This window comes from Streptomyces beijiangensis, assembly GCF_017315755.1.
In the GTDB taxonomy this organism is placed as follows: domain Bacteria; phylum Actinomycetota; class Actinomycetes; order Streptomycetales; family Streptomycetaceae; genus Streptomyces; species Streptomyces beijiangensis.
Map to the genome: position 1 here is coordinate 1 of NZ_JAFLRJ010000075.1, position 14,298 is coordinate 14,298.

The 14,298-nt window shown below is 69.6% G+C and carries 12 protein-coding genes; 8 read left to right on the forward strand and 4 right to left on the reverse strand.

All coding sequences use genetic code 11. The annotated features are described in order from the left end of the window. Positions 1-95 precede the first annotated feature (95 nt). On the forward strand, positions 96-2,579 hold the full coding sequence (locus tag J0695_RS08530; RefSeq protein ID WP_206961265.1) for a RelA/SpoT family protein: 2,484 nt from the start codon (positions 96-98) through the stop codon (positions 2,577-2,579). A gap of 81 nt (positions 2,580-2,660) precedes the next feature. Here the strand turns inward: J0695_RS08530 and J0695_RS08535 are convergent, their stop codons facing one another. Both J0695_RS08535 and J0695_RS08540 read right to left on the reverse strand, forming a co-directional pair. Continuing rightward, positions 2,661-3,890 carry a DUF349 domain-containing protein gene (locus J0695_RS08535; protein WP_206961266.1) on the reverse strand — a complete coding sequence of 410 codons (1,230 nt, stop codon included), beginning with the start codon at positions 3,888-3,890 and terminating at the stop codon, positions 2,661-2,663. A 152-nt stretch (positions 3,891-4,042) separates the two neighbouring features. Further along, a complete protein-coding gene (locus J0695_RS08540; RefSeq protein ID WP_206961267.1) occupies positions 4,043-4,831 on the reverse strand; it encodes a peptidylprolyl isomerase in 789 nt (262 codons plus the stop codon). A 139-nt stretch (positions 4,832-4,970) separates the two neighbouring features. Here J0695_RS08540 and J0695_RS08545 point away from each other — a divergent pair, with 139 nt between their 5' ends. From J0695_RS08545 to J0695_RS08565, 5 genes are all read left to right on the forward strand, one after another. Beyond that, the gene (locus J0695_RS08545) at positions 4,971-5,657 is read left to right on the forward strand and encodes an MBL fold metallo-hydrolase (RefSeq protein ID WP_206961268.1); all 687 of its coding nucleotides are present in this window, start codon (positions 4,971-4,973) and stop codon (positions 5,655-5,657) included. 10 nt (positions 5,658-5,667) lie between these two features. Next, positions 5,668-6,930, forward strand: coding sequence for a histidine--tRNA ligase (gene hisS, locus J0695_RS08550; RefSeq protein WP_206961269.1), 1,263 nt, complete (start codon positions 5,668-5,670; stop codon positions 6,928-6,930). A 433-nt stretch (positions 6,931-7,363) separates the two neighbouring features. After that, positions 7,364-7,984, forward strand: coding sequence for a vitamin K epoxide reductase family protein (locus J0695_RS08555; protein ID WP_206961270.1), 621 nt, complete (start codon positions 7,364-7,366; stop codon positions 7,982-7,984). A 9-nt stretch (positions 7,985-7,993) separates the two neighbouring features. Beyond that, a complete protein-coding gene (locus J0695_RS08560; protein WP_206961271.1) occupies positions 7,994-9,364 on the forward strand; it encodes a replication-associated recombination protein A in 1,371 nt (456 codons plus the stop codon). 24 nt (positions 9,365-9,388) lie between these two features. Next, positions 9,389-10,096 carry an HNH endonuclease family protein gene (locus tag J0695_RS08565; protein ID WP_206961272.1) on the forward strand — a complete coding sequence of 236 codons (708 nt, stop codon included), beginning with the start codon at positions 9,389-9,391 and terminating at the stop codon, positions 10,094-10,096. 1 nt (position 10,097) lies between these two features. On the opposite strand, the gene J0695_RS08570 is transcribed toward J0695_RS08565, so the two are convergent. Then, the gene (locus J0695_RS08570) at positions 10,098-10,778 is read right to left on the reverse strand and encodes a DUF2470 domain-containing protein (RefSeq protein ID WP_206961273.1); all 681 of its coding nucleotides are present in this window, start codon (positions 10,776-10,778) and stop codon (positions 10,098-10,100) included. A gap of 189 nt (positions 10,779-10,967) precedes the next feature. Between J0695_RS08570 and rpsD the strand changes: the two genes are divergently transcribed. After that, entirely contained in the window at positions 10,968-11,582 is a 615-nt protein-coding gene (gene rpsD, locus J0695_RS08575; RefSeq protein ID WP_206961274.1) for a 30S ribosomal protein S4, read from the forward strand. Here rpsD and J0695_RS08580 read toward each other — a convergent pair. After that, positions 11,570-13,747, reverse strand: a complete 2,178-nt coding sequence (locus tag J0695_RS08580; RefSeq protein WP_206961275.1) for an ATP-binding protein — start codon at positions 13,745-13,747, stop codon at positions 11,570-11,572. The genes rpsD and J0695_RS08580 overlap by 13 nt on opposite strands. A gap of 117 nt (positions 13,748-13,864) precedes the next feature. Between J0695_RS08580 and J0695_RS08585 the strand changes: the two genes are divergently transcribed. Continuing rightward, positions 13,865-14,293 (forward strand): DUF948 domain-containing protein, encoded by a 429-nt coding sequence (locus J0695_RS08585; protein WP_206961276.1) that lies wholly within the window; start codon positions 13,865-13,867, stop codon positions 14,291-14,293. Positions 14,294-14,298: the final 5 nt, after the last annotated feature.

Here is a 14,298-nt window from a genome sequence, read left to right on the forward strand (position 1 = left end):
CGCGGACCGGCCCAGGGCGAGCTCACAGCCAGGGGTCGATACCATGGGTTCTTCCGGACCTGACCGGGGGACCCGGACCCGCACGAGGAGCGCTCTTGCCAGACGAGGCCCAGCCCGCAGCCGCCGCGCAGCCCGACCAGCCGGAGAACAAGCCCGCTGCGGCCCCCACCACGCCCCCCGAGCCGTCCGCGGACAAGCCCAGGCCCGCGGACGCACCGGTGCGCGCGGGAGGCACGGCCCCGCTCTCCGCCGCCAAGCCCGCCGCCCAGAGCCCGGCCACGCGCACCGGCGGCGGATCGTCGAACCGGGTACGCGCCCGGCTCGCCAGGCTCGGCGTCCAGCGCTCCTCCCCGTACAACCCCGTCCTCGAACCCCTCCTGCGGGCCGTCCGCGGCAACGACCCCAAGATCGAGACCACCACGCTGCGCCAGATCGAGCGCGCGTACCAGGTCGCCGAGCGCTGGCACCGGGGCCAGAAGCGCAAGAGCGGCGACCCGTACATCACCCACCCCCTCGCGGTCACCACGATCCTCGCCGAGCTCGGTATGGACCCGGCGACCCTGATGGCCGGGCTGCTGCACGACACCGTGGAAGACACCGAGTACGGCCTGGACACCCTGCGCCGCGACTTCGGCGACCAGGTCGCGCTGCTCGTCGACGGCGTCACCAAGCTCGACAAGGTCAAGTTCGGCGAGGCCGCGCAGGCCGAGACCGTACGCAAGATGGTCGTCGCCATGGCCAAGGACCCGCGCGTCCTGGTCATCAAGCTCGCCGACCGCCTCCACAACATGCGCACCATGCGCTACCTCAAGCGGGAGAAGCAGGAGAAGAAGGCCCGCGAGACGCTTGAGATCTACGCGCCCCTGGCCCACCGGCTGGGCATGAACACCATCAAGTGGGAGCTGGAGGACCTCGCCTTCGCGATCCTCTACCCCAAGATGTACGACGAGATCGTGCGCCTCGTCGCCGAACGGGCCCCCAAGCGTGACGAGTACCTCGCCATAGTGACCGACGAGGTGCAGTCGGACCTGCGCGCGGCCCGCATCAAGGCGACCGTCACCGGACGCCCCAAGCACTACTACAGCGTCTACCAGAAGATGATCGTGCGAGGCCGCGACTTCGCCGAGATCTACGACCTGGTGGGCATCCGCGTCCTCGTCGACACCGTCCGCGACTGCTACGCGGCGCTCGGCACCGTCCACGCGCGATGGAATCCGGTCCCCGGCCGGTTCAAGGACTACATCGCGATGCCCAAGTTCAACATGTACCAGTCGCTGCACACGACGGTCATCGGACCCAACGGCAAGCCCGTCGAGCTCCAGATCCGCACCTTCGACATGCACCGCCGTGCCGAGTACGGCATCGCCGCGCACTGGAAGTACAAGCAGGAAGCCGTCGCCGGCACCTCCAAGGTCCGCACCGACGTCCCCCGGCACGAGGACGACGCGGTCAACGACATGGCGTGGCTGCGCCAGTTGCTGGACTGGCAGAAGGAGACCGAGGACCCCTCGGAGTTCCTGGAGTCGCTCCGCTTCGACCTGTCGCGCAACGAAGTCTTCGTCTTCACGCCCAAGGGCGACGTCATAGCGCTTCCGGCAGGGGCCACCCCGGTCGACTTCGCGTACGCCGTCCACACCGAGGTCGGCCACCGGACCATAGGAGCACGGGTCAACGGGCGGCTCGTACCGCTCGAATCCACCCTGGACAACGGCGATCTGGTGGAGGTCTTCACCTCCAAGGCGGCCGGCGCGGGACCCTCCCGCGACTGGCTCGGCTTCGTCAAGTCGCCGCGGGCGCGCAACAAGATCCGCGCCTGGTTCTCCAAGGAGCGCCGCGACGAGGCGATCGAGCAGGGCAAGGACTCCATCGCGCGCGCCATGCGCAAGCAGAACCTGCCGATCCAGCGGATCCTCACCGGGGACTCGTTCGTCACGCTCGCCCACGAGATGCGCTACCCGGACATCTCCTCGCTGTACGCGGCGATCGGCGAAGGCCATGTGACCGCGCAGAGCATCGTCCAGAAGCTCGTCCAGGCCCTCGGCGGCGAGGACGCGGCCAACGAGGACATGGAGGAGAGCGCGCCGCCCTCCCGGGGCCGCAGCAAGCGCCGCGCCAACGCCGACCCCGGCGTGGTCGTCAAGGGCGTCGACGACGTGTGGGTCAAGCTGGCCCGCTGCTGCACACCCGTCCCCGGCGACCCGATCATGGGCTTCGTCACCCGCGGCAGCGGCGTCTCCGTGCACCGCGCGGACTGCGTCAACGTCGACTCGCTGTCCCAGGAGCCCGAGCGGGTCCTCGAAGTGGAATGGGCGCCGACCCAGTCCTCGGTCTTCCTGGTCGCCATCCAGGTCGAGGCCCTCGACCGCTCCCGGCTGCTCTCCGACGTCACCCGGATCCTGTCCGACCAGCACGTCAACATCCTCTCGGCGGCCGTACAGACCTCCCGGGACCGGGTGGCCACCTCGCGCTTCACCTTCGAAATGGGCGACCCGAAGCACCTCGGCCACGTCCTGAAGGCGGTACGGGGCGTGGAGGGCGTCTACGACGTCTACCGGGTCACCTCGGCGCGGCGCCCGTAGCCGGCCGGACCGCAACAGCAGACAGGGCGGCCCCGGTACGGAATTCCGTACCGGGGCCGCCCTGTGCGTCCTGTCGGCTGCTCAGCCGCCGAACTCTTCCAGACCCTTGAGCGCCTGGTCGAGCAGCGCCTGCCGGCCCTCGAGCTCCCGCGCCAGCTTGTCGGCCCTGGAGTTGTTGCCCGCCGTACGCGCCGTGTCGATCTGCGTCCGCAGCTTGTCGACCGCGTCCTGCAGCTGACCCGTCAGACCCGCGGCACGCGCACGCGCCTCCGGGTTCGTACGGCGCCACTCGGACTCCTCGGCCTCCTGCAGCGCACGCTCCACCGTGTGCATCCGCCCCTCGACCTTGGGACGGGCGTCGCGCGGTACGTGACCGATGGCCTCCCAGCGCTCGTTGAGCGCACGGAAAGCGGCCCTGGCCGCCTTGAGATCCCGTACCGGAAGGAGCTTTTCGGCCTCGGCCGTGAGCTCCTCCTTCAGCGTCAGGTTCTCGGTCTGCTCGGCGTCGCGCTCCGCGAAGACCTCGCTGCGGGCGGCGAAGAACACGTCCTGGGCGCCGCGGAAGCGGTTCCACAGATCGTCCTCGGACTCGCGCTGGGCGCGGCCCGCCGCCTTCCACTCGGTCATCAGATCGCGGTATCGGGCCGCCGTCGCACCCCAGTCGGTCGAGCCGGACAGCGACTCGGCCTCCACGACCAGCTTCTCCTTGGCCTTGCGGGCGTCCTCGCGCTGGGCGTCCAGCGACGCGAAGTGCGCCTTGCGACGCTTGGAGAACGCCGAGCGGGCGTGCGAGAAGCGGTGCCACAGCTCGTCGTCGGACTTGCGGTCGAGCCTCGGAAGGCCCTTCCAGGTGTCCACCAGCGCGCGCAGGCGCTCGCCTGCCGACCGCCACTGGTCGCTCTGCGCCAGCTCCTCGGCCTCGACGACCAGCGCCTCCTTGGCGACCTTCGCCTCGTCGGTCTGCTTGGCCTTCTCGACCTTGCGCTCCTCACGGCGCGCGTCGACCGTCGTGACCAGCCCGTCGAGCCGCTTGCGCAGCGCTTCGAGATCGCCGACGGAGTGATGCTCCTCGACCTGCCCACGCAGATGATCGATGGCGGTCTGGGCGTCCTTCGCCGACAGGTCGGTGGTCTTCACCCGCCGCTCGAGGAGGCCGATCTCGACCACCAGGCCCTCGTATTTGCGCTCGAAGTAGGCCAGAGCCTCCTCGGGAGAACCTGCCTGCCACGAACCGACGACCTTCTCGCCATCGGCAGTACGCACGTATACGGTGCCTGTCTCGTCGACACGGCCCCACGGGTCGCTGCTCACAGCGCCTCCATCCACATGATGCCTGCGAGGACTGTTCGGCCCCCGGGCATCGTCCACAGTTTCTTCGGCTGGGCCACATGCGCCCTGCACACCGCCAACATAGGCGAACGGCGGGGTGGCTGTCCGCATCCCGTCCATCCCGATATCCCGAATCAGGACTTGCTGACAGTGGCCTTCGAGATGGTGACCGCCTTCTTCGGCGCACCGTCGGCCGCTCCGCCGGTGACTCCGGCCGCTGCCACGTCCTTGACCGTCTTCAGGCCCGCCGCGTCGATCGTCCCGAACGGGGTGTAGGTCGGGGGCAGCTTGCTGTCCTTGAAGACCAGGAAGAACTGGCTGCCGCCGGTGTGCGCCTGGCCGGTGTTGGCCATCGCCACCGTCCCCGCCGGGTAGGTGACCGTCCCGTCGGAGCCCGCCTTGCCGTACGCGGTCAGGTTCTCGTCGGGAATCGTGTAGCCGGGACCGCCCGTGCCGTCGCCCTTGGGGTCGCCGCACTGCAGTACGTAGATGCCGCTCGTGGTCAGACGGTGGCACTTCGTCTTGTTGAAGAAGCCCTTGTCCGCCAGCGACTTGAAGGAGTTGACGGTGTGCGGCGTCTTCTTCGCGTCCATGGCCAGCGCGATGTCGCCCTGGTTCGTCTTGAGCGTGAAGGTGTACTTCGCCGACTTGTCGATCGCCATCGCGGGCTCGGGTGCCGCGGGCTTGGTCGCCGAGGGCGAGGGCGTGGCGGACGGGGCGGCGTCCGCGCTCTTCTTCGTACCGTCGCTCTTGAAAGCTCCCGTCGCGAACGCCGTGGCACCGGCCGCGACCACCACGGCGACGACCGCGGCGATCACCGCGGTGCGCTGGCGGGTCTTGCGCTGGGCCGTTGCGCGGCGCTGCTGCTGCCGCTCGAACTTCTCTCGGGCGAGCTGGCGCCGCCGCTGATCGCTGCTGACCACCGGTGTACTCCTCGTGCGTCTCGTGAACGGGTCCTGGCTGAGTTAGCCCGTACCGTATATGGGTTCGCTGTGTGATGAGCAGCGCCGGTAGGCTCTGATCTGCTGCAATCTCCCACCGCCCCGACATTTAAGGACGATCGTGCTCATTGCCGGGTTCCCCGCCGGGGCCTGGGGCACCAATTGTTATGTGGTTGCCCCCGCCGCAGGCGAGGAGTGCGTGATCATCGACCCGGGCCACCAGGCGGCCCAGGGTGTCGAGGACGCGCTCAAGAAGCATCGGCTCAAGCCTGTGGCGGTCGTCCTCACCCATGGCCACATCGACCACGTGGCCTCTGTCGTCCCGGTGTGCGGAGCGCACGACGTACCGGCGTGGATCCACCCCGCCGACCGGTTCATGATGAGCGACCCCGAGAAGGGCATCGGCCGCACCATCGGCATGCCGCTGATGGGCGAGCTGACCGTGGGGGAGCCGGCGGACGTCAGGGAACTGGCCGACGGTACGGAGCTGAGGCTCGCCGGCATGGAACTCACCGTCTCGCACGCGCCCGGACATACCAAGGGGTCGGTGACTTTCAGACTGCCCGAGGCCGCGGACATCCCGCAGATCCTCTTCTCGGGCGACCTGCTCTTCGCCGGCTCCATCGGACGCACCGACTTCCCGGGCGGCTCCCACGCCGAGATGCTCGAGTCGCTGGCCCGTGTGTGCCTGCCGCTCGACGACTCGACCGTGGTCCTGCCCGGCCACAACCAGCAGACGACCATCGGCCGTGAGCGCGCCACCAACCCCTACCTGCAGGGACTGGCCGCTCCCCGACGAGGAATGTGACGTTTCTTCCGTGAGTACTTTCCAGGCCCCCAAGGGCACGTACGACCTGCTCCCGCCGGATTCCGCGAAGTTCCTTGCGGTGCGTGAGGCGATTGCCGCGCCGCTGAGGAATTCCGGTTACGGCTATATCGAGACGCCCGGCTTCGAGAACGTCGAGCTCTTCTCCCGCGGTGTCGGGGAGTCCACCGACATCGTGTCCAAGGAGATGTACTCCTTCGAGACGCGCGGCGGCGACAAGCTCGCGCTCCGTCCCGAGGGCACCGCGTCCGTGCTGCGCGCGGCGCTGGAGGCCAACCTCCACAAGCTCGGCAACCTGCCCGTCAAGCTCTGGTACTCCGGCTCGTACTACCGCTACGAGCGCCCGCAGAAGGGTCGCTACCGCCACTTCTCGCAGGTCGGTGCCGAGGCGATCGGTGCGGAGGACCCGGCGCTGGACGCCGAGCTGATCATCCTGGCCGACCAGGCGTACCGGACGCTCGGGCTGCGGAACTTCCGGATCCTGCTCAACTCGCTGGGCGACAAGGAGTGCCGTCCGGTCTACCGCGAGGCGCTCCAGGGCTTCCTGCGCGACCTCGACCTCGACGAGGAGACCCGTCGCAGGGCCGAGATCAACCCGCTGCGGGTGCTTGACGACAAGCGGGCCGACGTACAGAAGCAGCTGGTCGGTGCTCCGGTGCTGCGCGACTTCCTGTGTGACGCGTGCAAGGCGTACCACGAGGAGGTACGCGCGTTGATCACCGCTGCGGGCGTGGTCTTCGAGGACGACGAGAAGCTGGTGCGCGGCCTCGACTACTACACGCGTACGACCTTCGAGTTCGTCCACGACGGACTCGGCTCGCAGTCCGCGGTCGGCGGCGGCGGCCGCTACGACGGTCTCTCGGAGATGATCGGTGGCCCGGCGCTCCCGTCGGTGGGCTGGGCGCTCGGCGTGGACCGTACGGTGCTGGCGCTGGAGGCGGAGGGCGTGGAGCTCGAAGTGCCCGCCACCACCAGCGTGTTCGCGGTGCCGCTCGGCGAGGAGGCCCGTCGGATCCTCTTCGGCGTGGTCACCGAGCTGCGCAAGGCCGGGATCGCCACGGACTTCGCCTTCGGAGGCCGCGGCCTCAAGGGCGCGATGAAGTCGGCGAACCGCTCCGGCGCGCGCTACACGATCGTCGCGGGCGAGCGCGATCTCGCCGAGGGCGTCGTCCAGTTCAAGGACATGGAGTCCGGTGAGCAGACCGCCCTCCCGCTGGAGGGCATCGTCGAGGCCGTACGCTCCCGCCTCGGCTGACACGCATCCAGAAGTGCCCCGGACAGGACACCTGTCCGGGGCACTTCCGCATCGCGTCGCGTCAACGCGGCGGGCGCGGATTCGTCCTGCTACATGATTTCGACGCGTGAGCGCCGCGCGCGGTGCACGGGGGCGGGACGCGGGCGCAGAAAGGACACTGCGCCCGCGTCCCGCAGGCGCCCGCGTCCCGCAGGCGGCGGCTCCCGCCCTGACGAAAGCCCAGGCCAGTCCGTCTGCGGCGGCCACTTCGCCGCGGTTCCGGCGCAGTCCGCGTCCGTGCACCGTGAGCGATCTCATGTCGCCGGGTCCTCCGCGGAGTTGAACAGGCCGGAGGGACCGGGAGTGCGTGCTTATGTCCACCGAACGGCGGACACGGCGGCCGGTGCGGCAGAATAACCGGGCCCGGCAGGTCACAGGAACACGGATCGGCGATATGACGACGACAGCGGTGGATGAGGCGTCCGAGGACCAGGGACGCAGGACCGGCGGGAGCCGCGCCTTCGCCTGGTTGCTGGTGATCACGGGGGCGGCCGGACTGCTCGCCGCGTGGGTGATCACCATCGACAAGTTCAAGCTGCTCGAGGACCCGAACTTCACCCCGGGCTGCAGCCTCAACCCGGTGGTCTCCTGCGGCAACATCATGAAGAGCGACCAGGCGTCGGCCTTCGGCTTCCCGAACCCGATGATGGGCCTGGTCGCGTACGGCATGGTGATCTGTGTCGGGATGAGCCTGCTGGCCGGCGGCCGCTTCGGCCGCTGGTACTGGCTCACCTTCAACGCGGGGTGCCTCTTCGGCGTCGGCTTCGTCTCCTGGCTCCAGTACGAGTCGCTCTACAACATCAACTCGCTCTGCCTCTGGTGCTGCCTCGCGTGGGTCGCCACGATCACCATGTTCTGGTACGTCACCTCGTACAACGTCCGCAAGGGGCACCTGCCCGCCCCGTCCTGGCTGCGGAGCTTCTTCTCCGAGTTCACCTGGGTCGTGCCCGTGCTGCACGTCGGCATCATCGGGATGCTGATCCTGACCCGCTGGTGGGACTTCTGGACCAGCTAGGGTTCCTGGGTGGAACCCGATCTCTTCACCGCCGCAGCCGAAGAACGCCAGGAGAAGGACCCGTCCAGCAGTCCGCTGGCCGTACGGATGCGTCCGCGCACCCTCGACGAGGTCGTCGGCCAGCAGCATCTGCTGAAGCCGGGCTCTCCGCTGCGCCGCCTGGTGGGCGAGGGGAGCGGCGGACCGGCAGGCCCCTCGTCGGTGCTCCTCTGGGGTCCGCCGGGCATCGGCAAGACGACCCTCGCCTATGTCGTCAGCCGGGCCACCCAGAAGCGCTTCGTCGAGCTGTCGGCGATCACCGCGGGCGTCAAGGAGGTCAGGGCGGTCATCGACGGCGCCCGCAGGGCCTCGGGCGGTTACGGCAAGGAGACCGTCCTCTTCCTCGACGAGATCCACCGTTTCTCCAAGGCCCAGCAGGACTCGCTGCTCCCGGCGGTCGAGAACCGCTGGGTCACGCTCATCGCGGCGACCACCGAGAACCCGTACTTCTCGATCATCTCGCCGCTCCTCTCGCGCTCCCTGCTGCTCACGCTGGAGTCGCTCACCGACGACGACCTGCGCTCCCTGATGCACCGGGCCCTCACCGAGGAGCGCGGTCTGGGCGGCGCGGTCACGCTGGCCGAGGACGCCGAGGCGCACCTCCTGCGGATCTCGGGCGGTGACGCCCGCCGCGCGCTGACGGCCCTGGAGGCCGCCGCGGGGGCCGCCATCTCCAAGGGCGATCCGGAGATCACCCTGGAGACGCTGGAGGAGACGGTCGACCGTGCGGCGGTGAAGTACGACCGCGACGGGGACCAGCACTACGACGTGGCGAGCGCCCTGATCAAGTCGATCCGCGGCTCCGACGTGGACGCGGCCCTGCACTATCTGGCGCGGATGATCGAGGCGGGCGAGGATCCCCGCTTCATCGCCCGGCGGCTGATGATCTCGGCCAGCGAGGACATCGGCCTCGCCGACCCGACCGCGCTGCCCCTCGCGGTCGCCGCGGCCCAGGCCGTCGCCATGATCGGCTTCCCCGAGGCCGCACTCACCCTCTCGCACGCCACGATCGCGCTCGCCCTGGCACCCAAGTCGAACGCGGCGACCATGGCGATCTCCGCCGCGCAGGCAGATGTGCGCAACGGTCTGGCGGGGGCCGTCCCGCCGCATCTGCGCGACGGCCACTACAAGGGCGCCGCCAAGCTCGGCCACGCCCAGGGTTATGTCTATCCGCACGACGTCCCGGGCGGGATCGCCGCCCAGCAGTACGCCCCGGACGAGGTCAAGGGAAAGCGCTACTACACGCCCACCCGTTACGGCGCGGAGGCCCGCTATGCCGACGTCGTCGAGAAGGTGCGCGAGCGGCTGAGCGGGGAGAGCCCCGCCGACGGGCGCCACTGACCGAGCGGGCCTACGCTCCGGATCATGGCCCCTCGCGCCCTGCTCCCCGCCGTCGTCGCGCTGGTCGGCGCCGTCGCCGCGACCGGCTGCCACGCGGTCGGCGGTGGCATGCCGGACACGGGCCCGGTCTCCGCGGTCCCGCTGGTCAGCCCCGGCTTCCCGCCTTCCCCCGCGCAGGCCCGCGCAGGCCTGGCCCGGCTGACGGTCGCCTGGGGTCAGCACTGGGAGACGTACAAGCGCGAGGAGTTCGGCAAGACCTGGTCGGACGCGACGGACGCACCCGGTGGGCGCAACGGCTGCGACACCCGGGACGACGTCCTGCGGCGGGACCTGACGGACATGAGGCAGGGCGACCGCAACCCCTGTGTGGTGCTCTCCGGCGTCCTGCACGATCCGTACACGGGCAAGGAACACCCGTACTCCTACCGCCGCGCCTCCCAGATCCAGACCGACCATGTCGTCGCGCTGGGCGCGGCCTGGCGGGGCGGCGCCTGGGCCTGGACGCCGCAGAAGCGTCTTGAGTACGCCAACGACCTGGACGTCCTGCTCGCCGTCGACAAACAGGCCAACTACGAGAAGAGCAGCAAGACCGCCGACAAGTGGAAACCGCGCAAGGAGTACTGGTGCGCCTACGCGGAGCGCTACACGGGCATCAAGACCAGGTACCGGCTGGCCGTGACGCCGCCGGAGAAGGCCGCGCTCCAGGACATGCTGGCCACCTGCCCGAAGTGACCTACCTGGCCGCCGCCTCGAAGAGCGTGTGCATGGCATGGCGGAGCTCCGCCACGTCCCGTACCGGTTCGGGGAAGTCGAACCGGGCGTCGAAGCACTCCGCGCCGGTGCACCGCACCCGCAGCCCGAACCGGTCGAGCGCCACGGGCACCACGTTCCCCTGAGCGCCGACGCGCTCGCCGAGCAGCGTGCACAGGGTCTGCACCTGCTCGCCGTGGGCGGCGTGCAGGTGCTGCAGGAGTTCCGCCTCGTGTACGGCCAGCGGATCCGCGGCGGCGTCCCGCAGTTCCTCGGGCTCGACGCCGCCCGCTCCCCACAGATCGTCGACGTACGCCTCCGCGGTCTCCAGCCGCAGTATCATCCGGCCGGGCTCGGCCATGCCGGGCACGGAGGTGAGCCAGCCGGAGACCCGGGCGCGGCCGCGGATACGATGGGGGACCGAGACCGGGGCGACGTCCGTGATCTCCAGCACAGCGGTCAGTTCGTCGTCCTGGGCGTGGGTCGCGGCCCGTACGACGGGGGAGTCCGCGGGGAATTCCAGGAACAGATCCCCCTCGGGTCCGACCCTCCTGGACTCAGGGACGGCCTGCCAGGGGTGGGCCGGTTCTAGGCCGGTCACGAGCAGTACGGCGGAGCAGGTACTCTGTACGAGAGTTCGTGTGCGCTCAGCTGCTGACGGCATCTGAGTGTTTTCAAGCCCGCTGGGACGCGGCTGACCACGATCTGATCGGTCCTCCGTCATATCGACGCCTTCTGTGTGCGTCGATTCTGTCGTGTTGTCCGTGACGTGTGTGGTGTTCCCAGGGCGAGACATGCGATCTCCTTGAGTAAGGTGAGCCTAACCTAACCCAACTATGGAGGTCTGGAGAACGTGCCTAACCAGTCGCGTCCCAAGGTCAAGAAGTCTCGCGCGCTCGGCATCGCCCTGACGCCGAAGGCTGTCAAGTACTTCGAGTCCCGCCCCTACCCGCCGGGCGAGCACGGCCGTGGCCGCAAGCAGAACTCGGACTACAAGGTCCGTCTGCTCGAGAAGCAGCGTCTGCGCGCCCAGTACGACATCAGCGAGCGCCAGATGGCGCGTGCCTACGACCGCGCCAAGAAGGCCGGCGGCAAGACGGGCGAGGCGCTGGTCGTCGAGCTCGAGCGCCGCCTCGACGCGCTGGTCCTTCGTTCGGGCATCGCCCGCACGATCTACCAGGCCCGCCAGATGGTCGTTCACGGTCACATCCAGGTCAACGGTGGCAAGGTCGACAAGCCGTCGTTCCGTGTCCGTCCCGACGACGTCGTGATGGTCCGCGAGCGCAGCCGCGAGAAGGTCCCGTTCCAGGTCGCCCGTGAGGGTGGCTACGACACGGACGGCGAGACCCCGCGCTACCTCCAGGTGAACCTGAAGGCCCTGGCCTTCCGCCTGGACCGCGACCCGAACCGCAAGGAAATCCCGGTCATCTGCGACGAGCAGCTGGTCGTCGAGTACTACGCCCGCTGATCCGGACGTAGCTCGGGGCTTTCCGAGGCTTTCAGCACCACGTCGACCCGTCGTCCCCTCGCTCCTTGCGGAGCAGGGGCCGGCGGGTTCTCGCGTCGCAGGGGCCCGTGCACGGCACGGGCCACCGCGTCGTCCGCCTCCAGCAGGGCGCCCTCGCGCCGGATCCGCTCGTACGAACCGTCGCCCAGCTCCTCGCGGGCCCGCTCCTCGCACAGCACGTGCGGACCGCTGTAGTAGGCCGAACCGAAGAGCGGCAGCCCGACCGAGGGCCAGATCCGCTCCGCGGCACCCTGCAGCAGCGCGGCCTCCGTGGCATCGCCCTCCTCCAGAGTGACCAGCGCCAGCACCTCCAGGGCGAGCACCGTGCCGAGCAGATCGTTGAAGGCGTGGTTGATGACCAGGCACTCGGTGAGCAGCTCCCTGGACCGGCCCATCTCCCCGCGCGTCCAGTGCGCATAGCCCAGTACGTACAGCGCGTAGGCCAGCGTCCAGCGCTCCCCGTGGTCCTCGCAGACCGCCACGACCTCCTCGCAGATCGCGGCCGCCTGCGGCACATCGCCGCGGAAGGCCACCGCCATCGCCAGTTCGACCTGAGCCATCAGCACATTGCTGTTGAGCTCGCCGATCTCCCCGTAGCGCGCGATCGCCTGCCGCATCAGCTGCTCCGCGCGTTCCATGTCGTCGGTGACCAGCGCCAGACAGCCGGTCCTGTGCAGTGCGTACGCGGCCGCCGTCGCGTCCCCGGCCTGTTCGGCCTCCTCGAGGCACTCCTGCAGGGCGGCCACCGCCGCGACCGCGTCCCCCTGCAGCACCGCCACGTACCCCAGCACCCACAACGCCTTGAGCCGTGACGTGTCGCGGGAGGATTCGGCTTCGAGCACCTGGACGAGCCAGTGCCTGCCTTCGGAGAGCCGGCCGCAGCCGGCCCAGTAGAACCAGAGCGTGCCGGCGAGGTACTGCGCCAGATGTTCGTCGCCGGGGAACTCAAGCGAACACTCCATCGCGGTCCGCAGATTGGGCAGCTCGCTGTCGATGCGTGCGGCCACTTCGGACTGGCGCGGGCTGAACCAGTCCAGTTCGCACCAGGTCGCCAGACCCAGGTACCAGTCGCGGTGGCGCCGCCGCAGCCGGTCGGTGTCACCCGTCGCCGCGAGCCACTCGCCGCCGTACTCCCTGACCGTGTCCAGCATCCGGTAGCGCCGTCCCGCCGGACCGTCCTCGGGCACCACCAGGGACTGGGCGAGCAGCTCGCCGAGAACATCGAGGATCTGCTCCGCAGGCAGATCGGGTCCGCCGCAGATGTACTCGACCGCCTCCAGGTCGAACTGCCCGCTGAAGACGGAGAGCCGCGCCCACAGCAGCCGTTGCTCGGACGTGCACAGCTCATGGCTCCAGCCGATCGCCGTACGCAGCGTCTGATGGCGTGGCAGCGCGCCCCGGCTGCCCCCGGTCAGCAGCCGGAACCGGTCGTCGAGCCGCTGCAGCAACTGCTCGACGGAGAGCGCCCCGGTCCGCCCCGCGGCCAGCTCCAGGGCGAGCGGGATCCCGTCCAGGCGCCGGCACAGTTCCCGTACGTGCGGAAGATTGCCGCCCGTCAGCCGGAACGAGGGCTGTCCTGCGGCGGCACGGTCGGCGAAGAGGCGTACCGCGTCCGTGTCCACCATCGGGGCCAGCGGGAAGGTGCTCTCGCCGTCGATACGCAGCGGCCGGCGGCCCACGGCGAGCACCTGGAGGTGCGGGGCGCCGCGGAGCAGCTCCCGCACCAGTTCGGCGCAGGCGTCCACGAGTTGCTCGAAGCCGTCCAGCACGAGCAGGAGCCTGCGCTCCTCGAGATGGGCGAGGAGTGCGTCGCGAGGCGACCTGCTGGTGTGGTCGGTCAGTCCCAGCGCCTCGGCCAGCGCGTGCTCCAGGAGGTCGGGGTCGCGCACGGTGGACAGCTCCGCCAGCCAGACGCCGTCGCAGTACCGTTCCTGCAGTTTTGCCGCGCCGTGCGAGGCGAATCGGGTCTTTCCGACCCCGCCGACTCCCACCACCGTCACCAGGCGCGCGTCGTTCAACAGGCACACCAGCTCGGCCAGTTCGCTCTCGCGCCCCACGAATTGGTTCAGTTCTGCCGGAAGATTGCCATGTCGCATGAGACACGGAGAGTACTGGGAAGTAAGCATTCCGTACAATCCCAACCCGTAAACCGGTCCGTAGGCAGCGCGAATCGGGTAGGGGACCCGAGCCCCGGCGCGATAGGCTCGGGAGACCGAAAACCAACGACCAGAGAGCGGTGCGACGTGTCCGGTGGAGAGGTGGCCGGCCTCCTGGTGGCCGTCTTCTGGGCGATCCTGGTCTCCTTCCTCGCCGTGGTGCTGGTGAGGCTGGCCCAGACGCTCAGGGCGACCACCAAACTGGTGGCGGACGTGACCGACCAGGCCGTACCGCTGCTCGCCGACGCCTCGGCGGCCGTGCGTTCCGCGCAGACCCAGCTCGACCGGGTCGACGCCATCGCGTCGGACGTCCAGGAGGTCACCTCCAACGCGTCGGCGCTCTCGAGCACGGTCGCCTCCACCTTCGGCGGTCCGCTGGTCAAGGTCGCGGCGTTCGGGTACGGGGTGCGCCAGGCGCTGAGCCGCAAGGACGCCGCCGAGCCGGAGCGCTCGCGCCGTGCCGTGATCGTCGGCCGTACCGTGCCGGCCGCACGGCGCAAGAAGCGGAAGGGCTGACCTGC

Excerpts from the sequence above, each read along its gene's own strand:
- J0695_RS08565 (WP_206961272.1), top strand. The coding sequence starts at position 9,389 with ATGGCCCCTCGCGCCCTGCTCCCCGCCGTCGTCGCGCTGGTCGGCGCC.
- J0695_RS08580 (WP_206961275.1), bottom strand. The coding sequence starts at position 13,747 with ATGCTTACTTCCCAGTACTCTCCGTGTCTCATGCGACATGGCAATCTT.
- J0695_RS08570 (WP_206961273.1), bottom strand. The coding sequence starts at position 10,778 with ATGCCGTCAGCAGCTGAGCGCACACGAACTCTCGTACAGAGTACCTGC.
- J0695_RS08555 (WP_206961270.1), top strand. The coding sequence starts at position 7,364 with ATGACGACGACAGCGGTGGATGAGGCGTCCGAGGACCAGGGACGCAGG.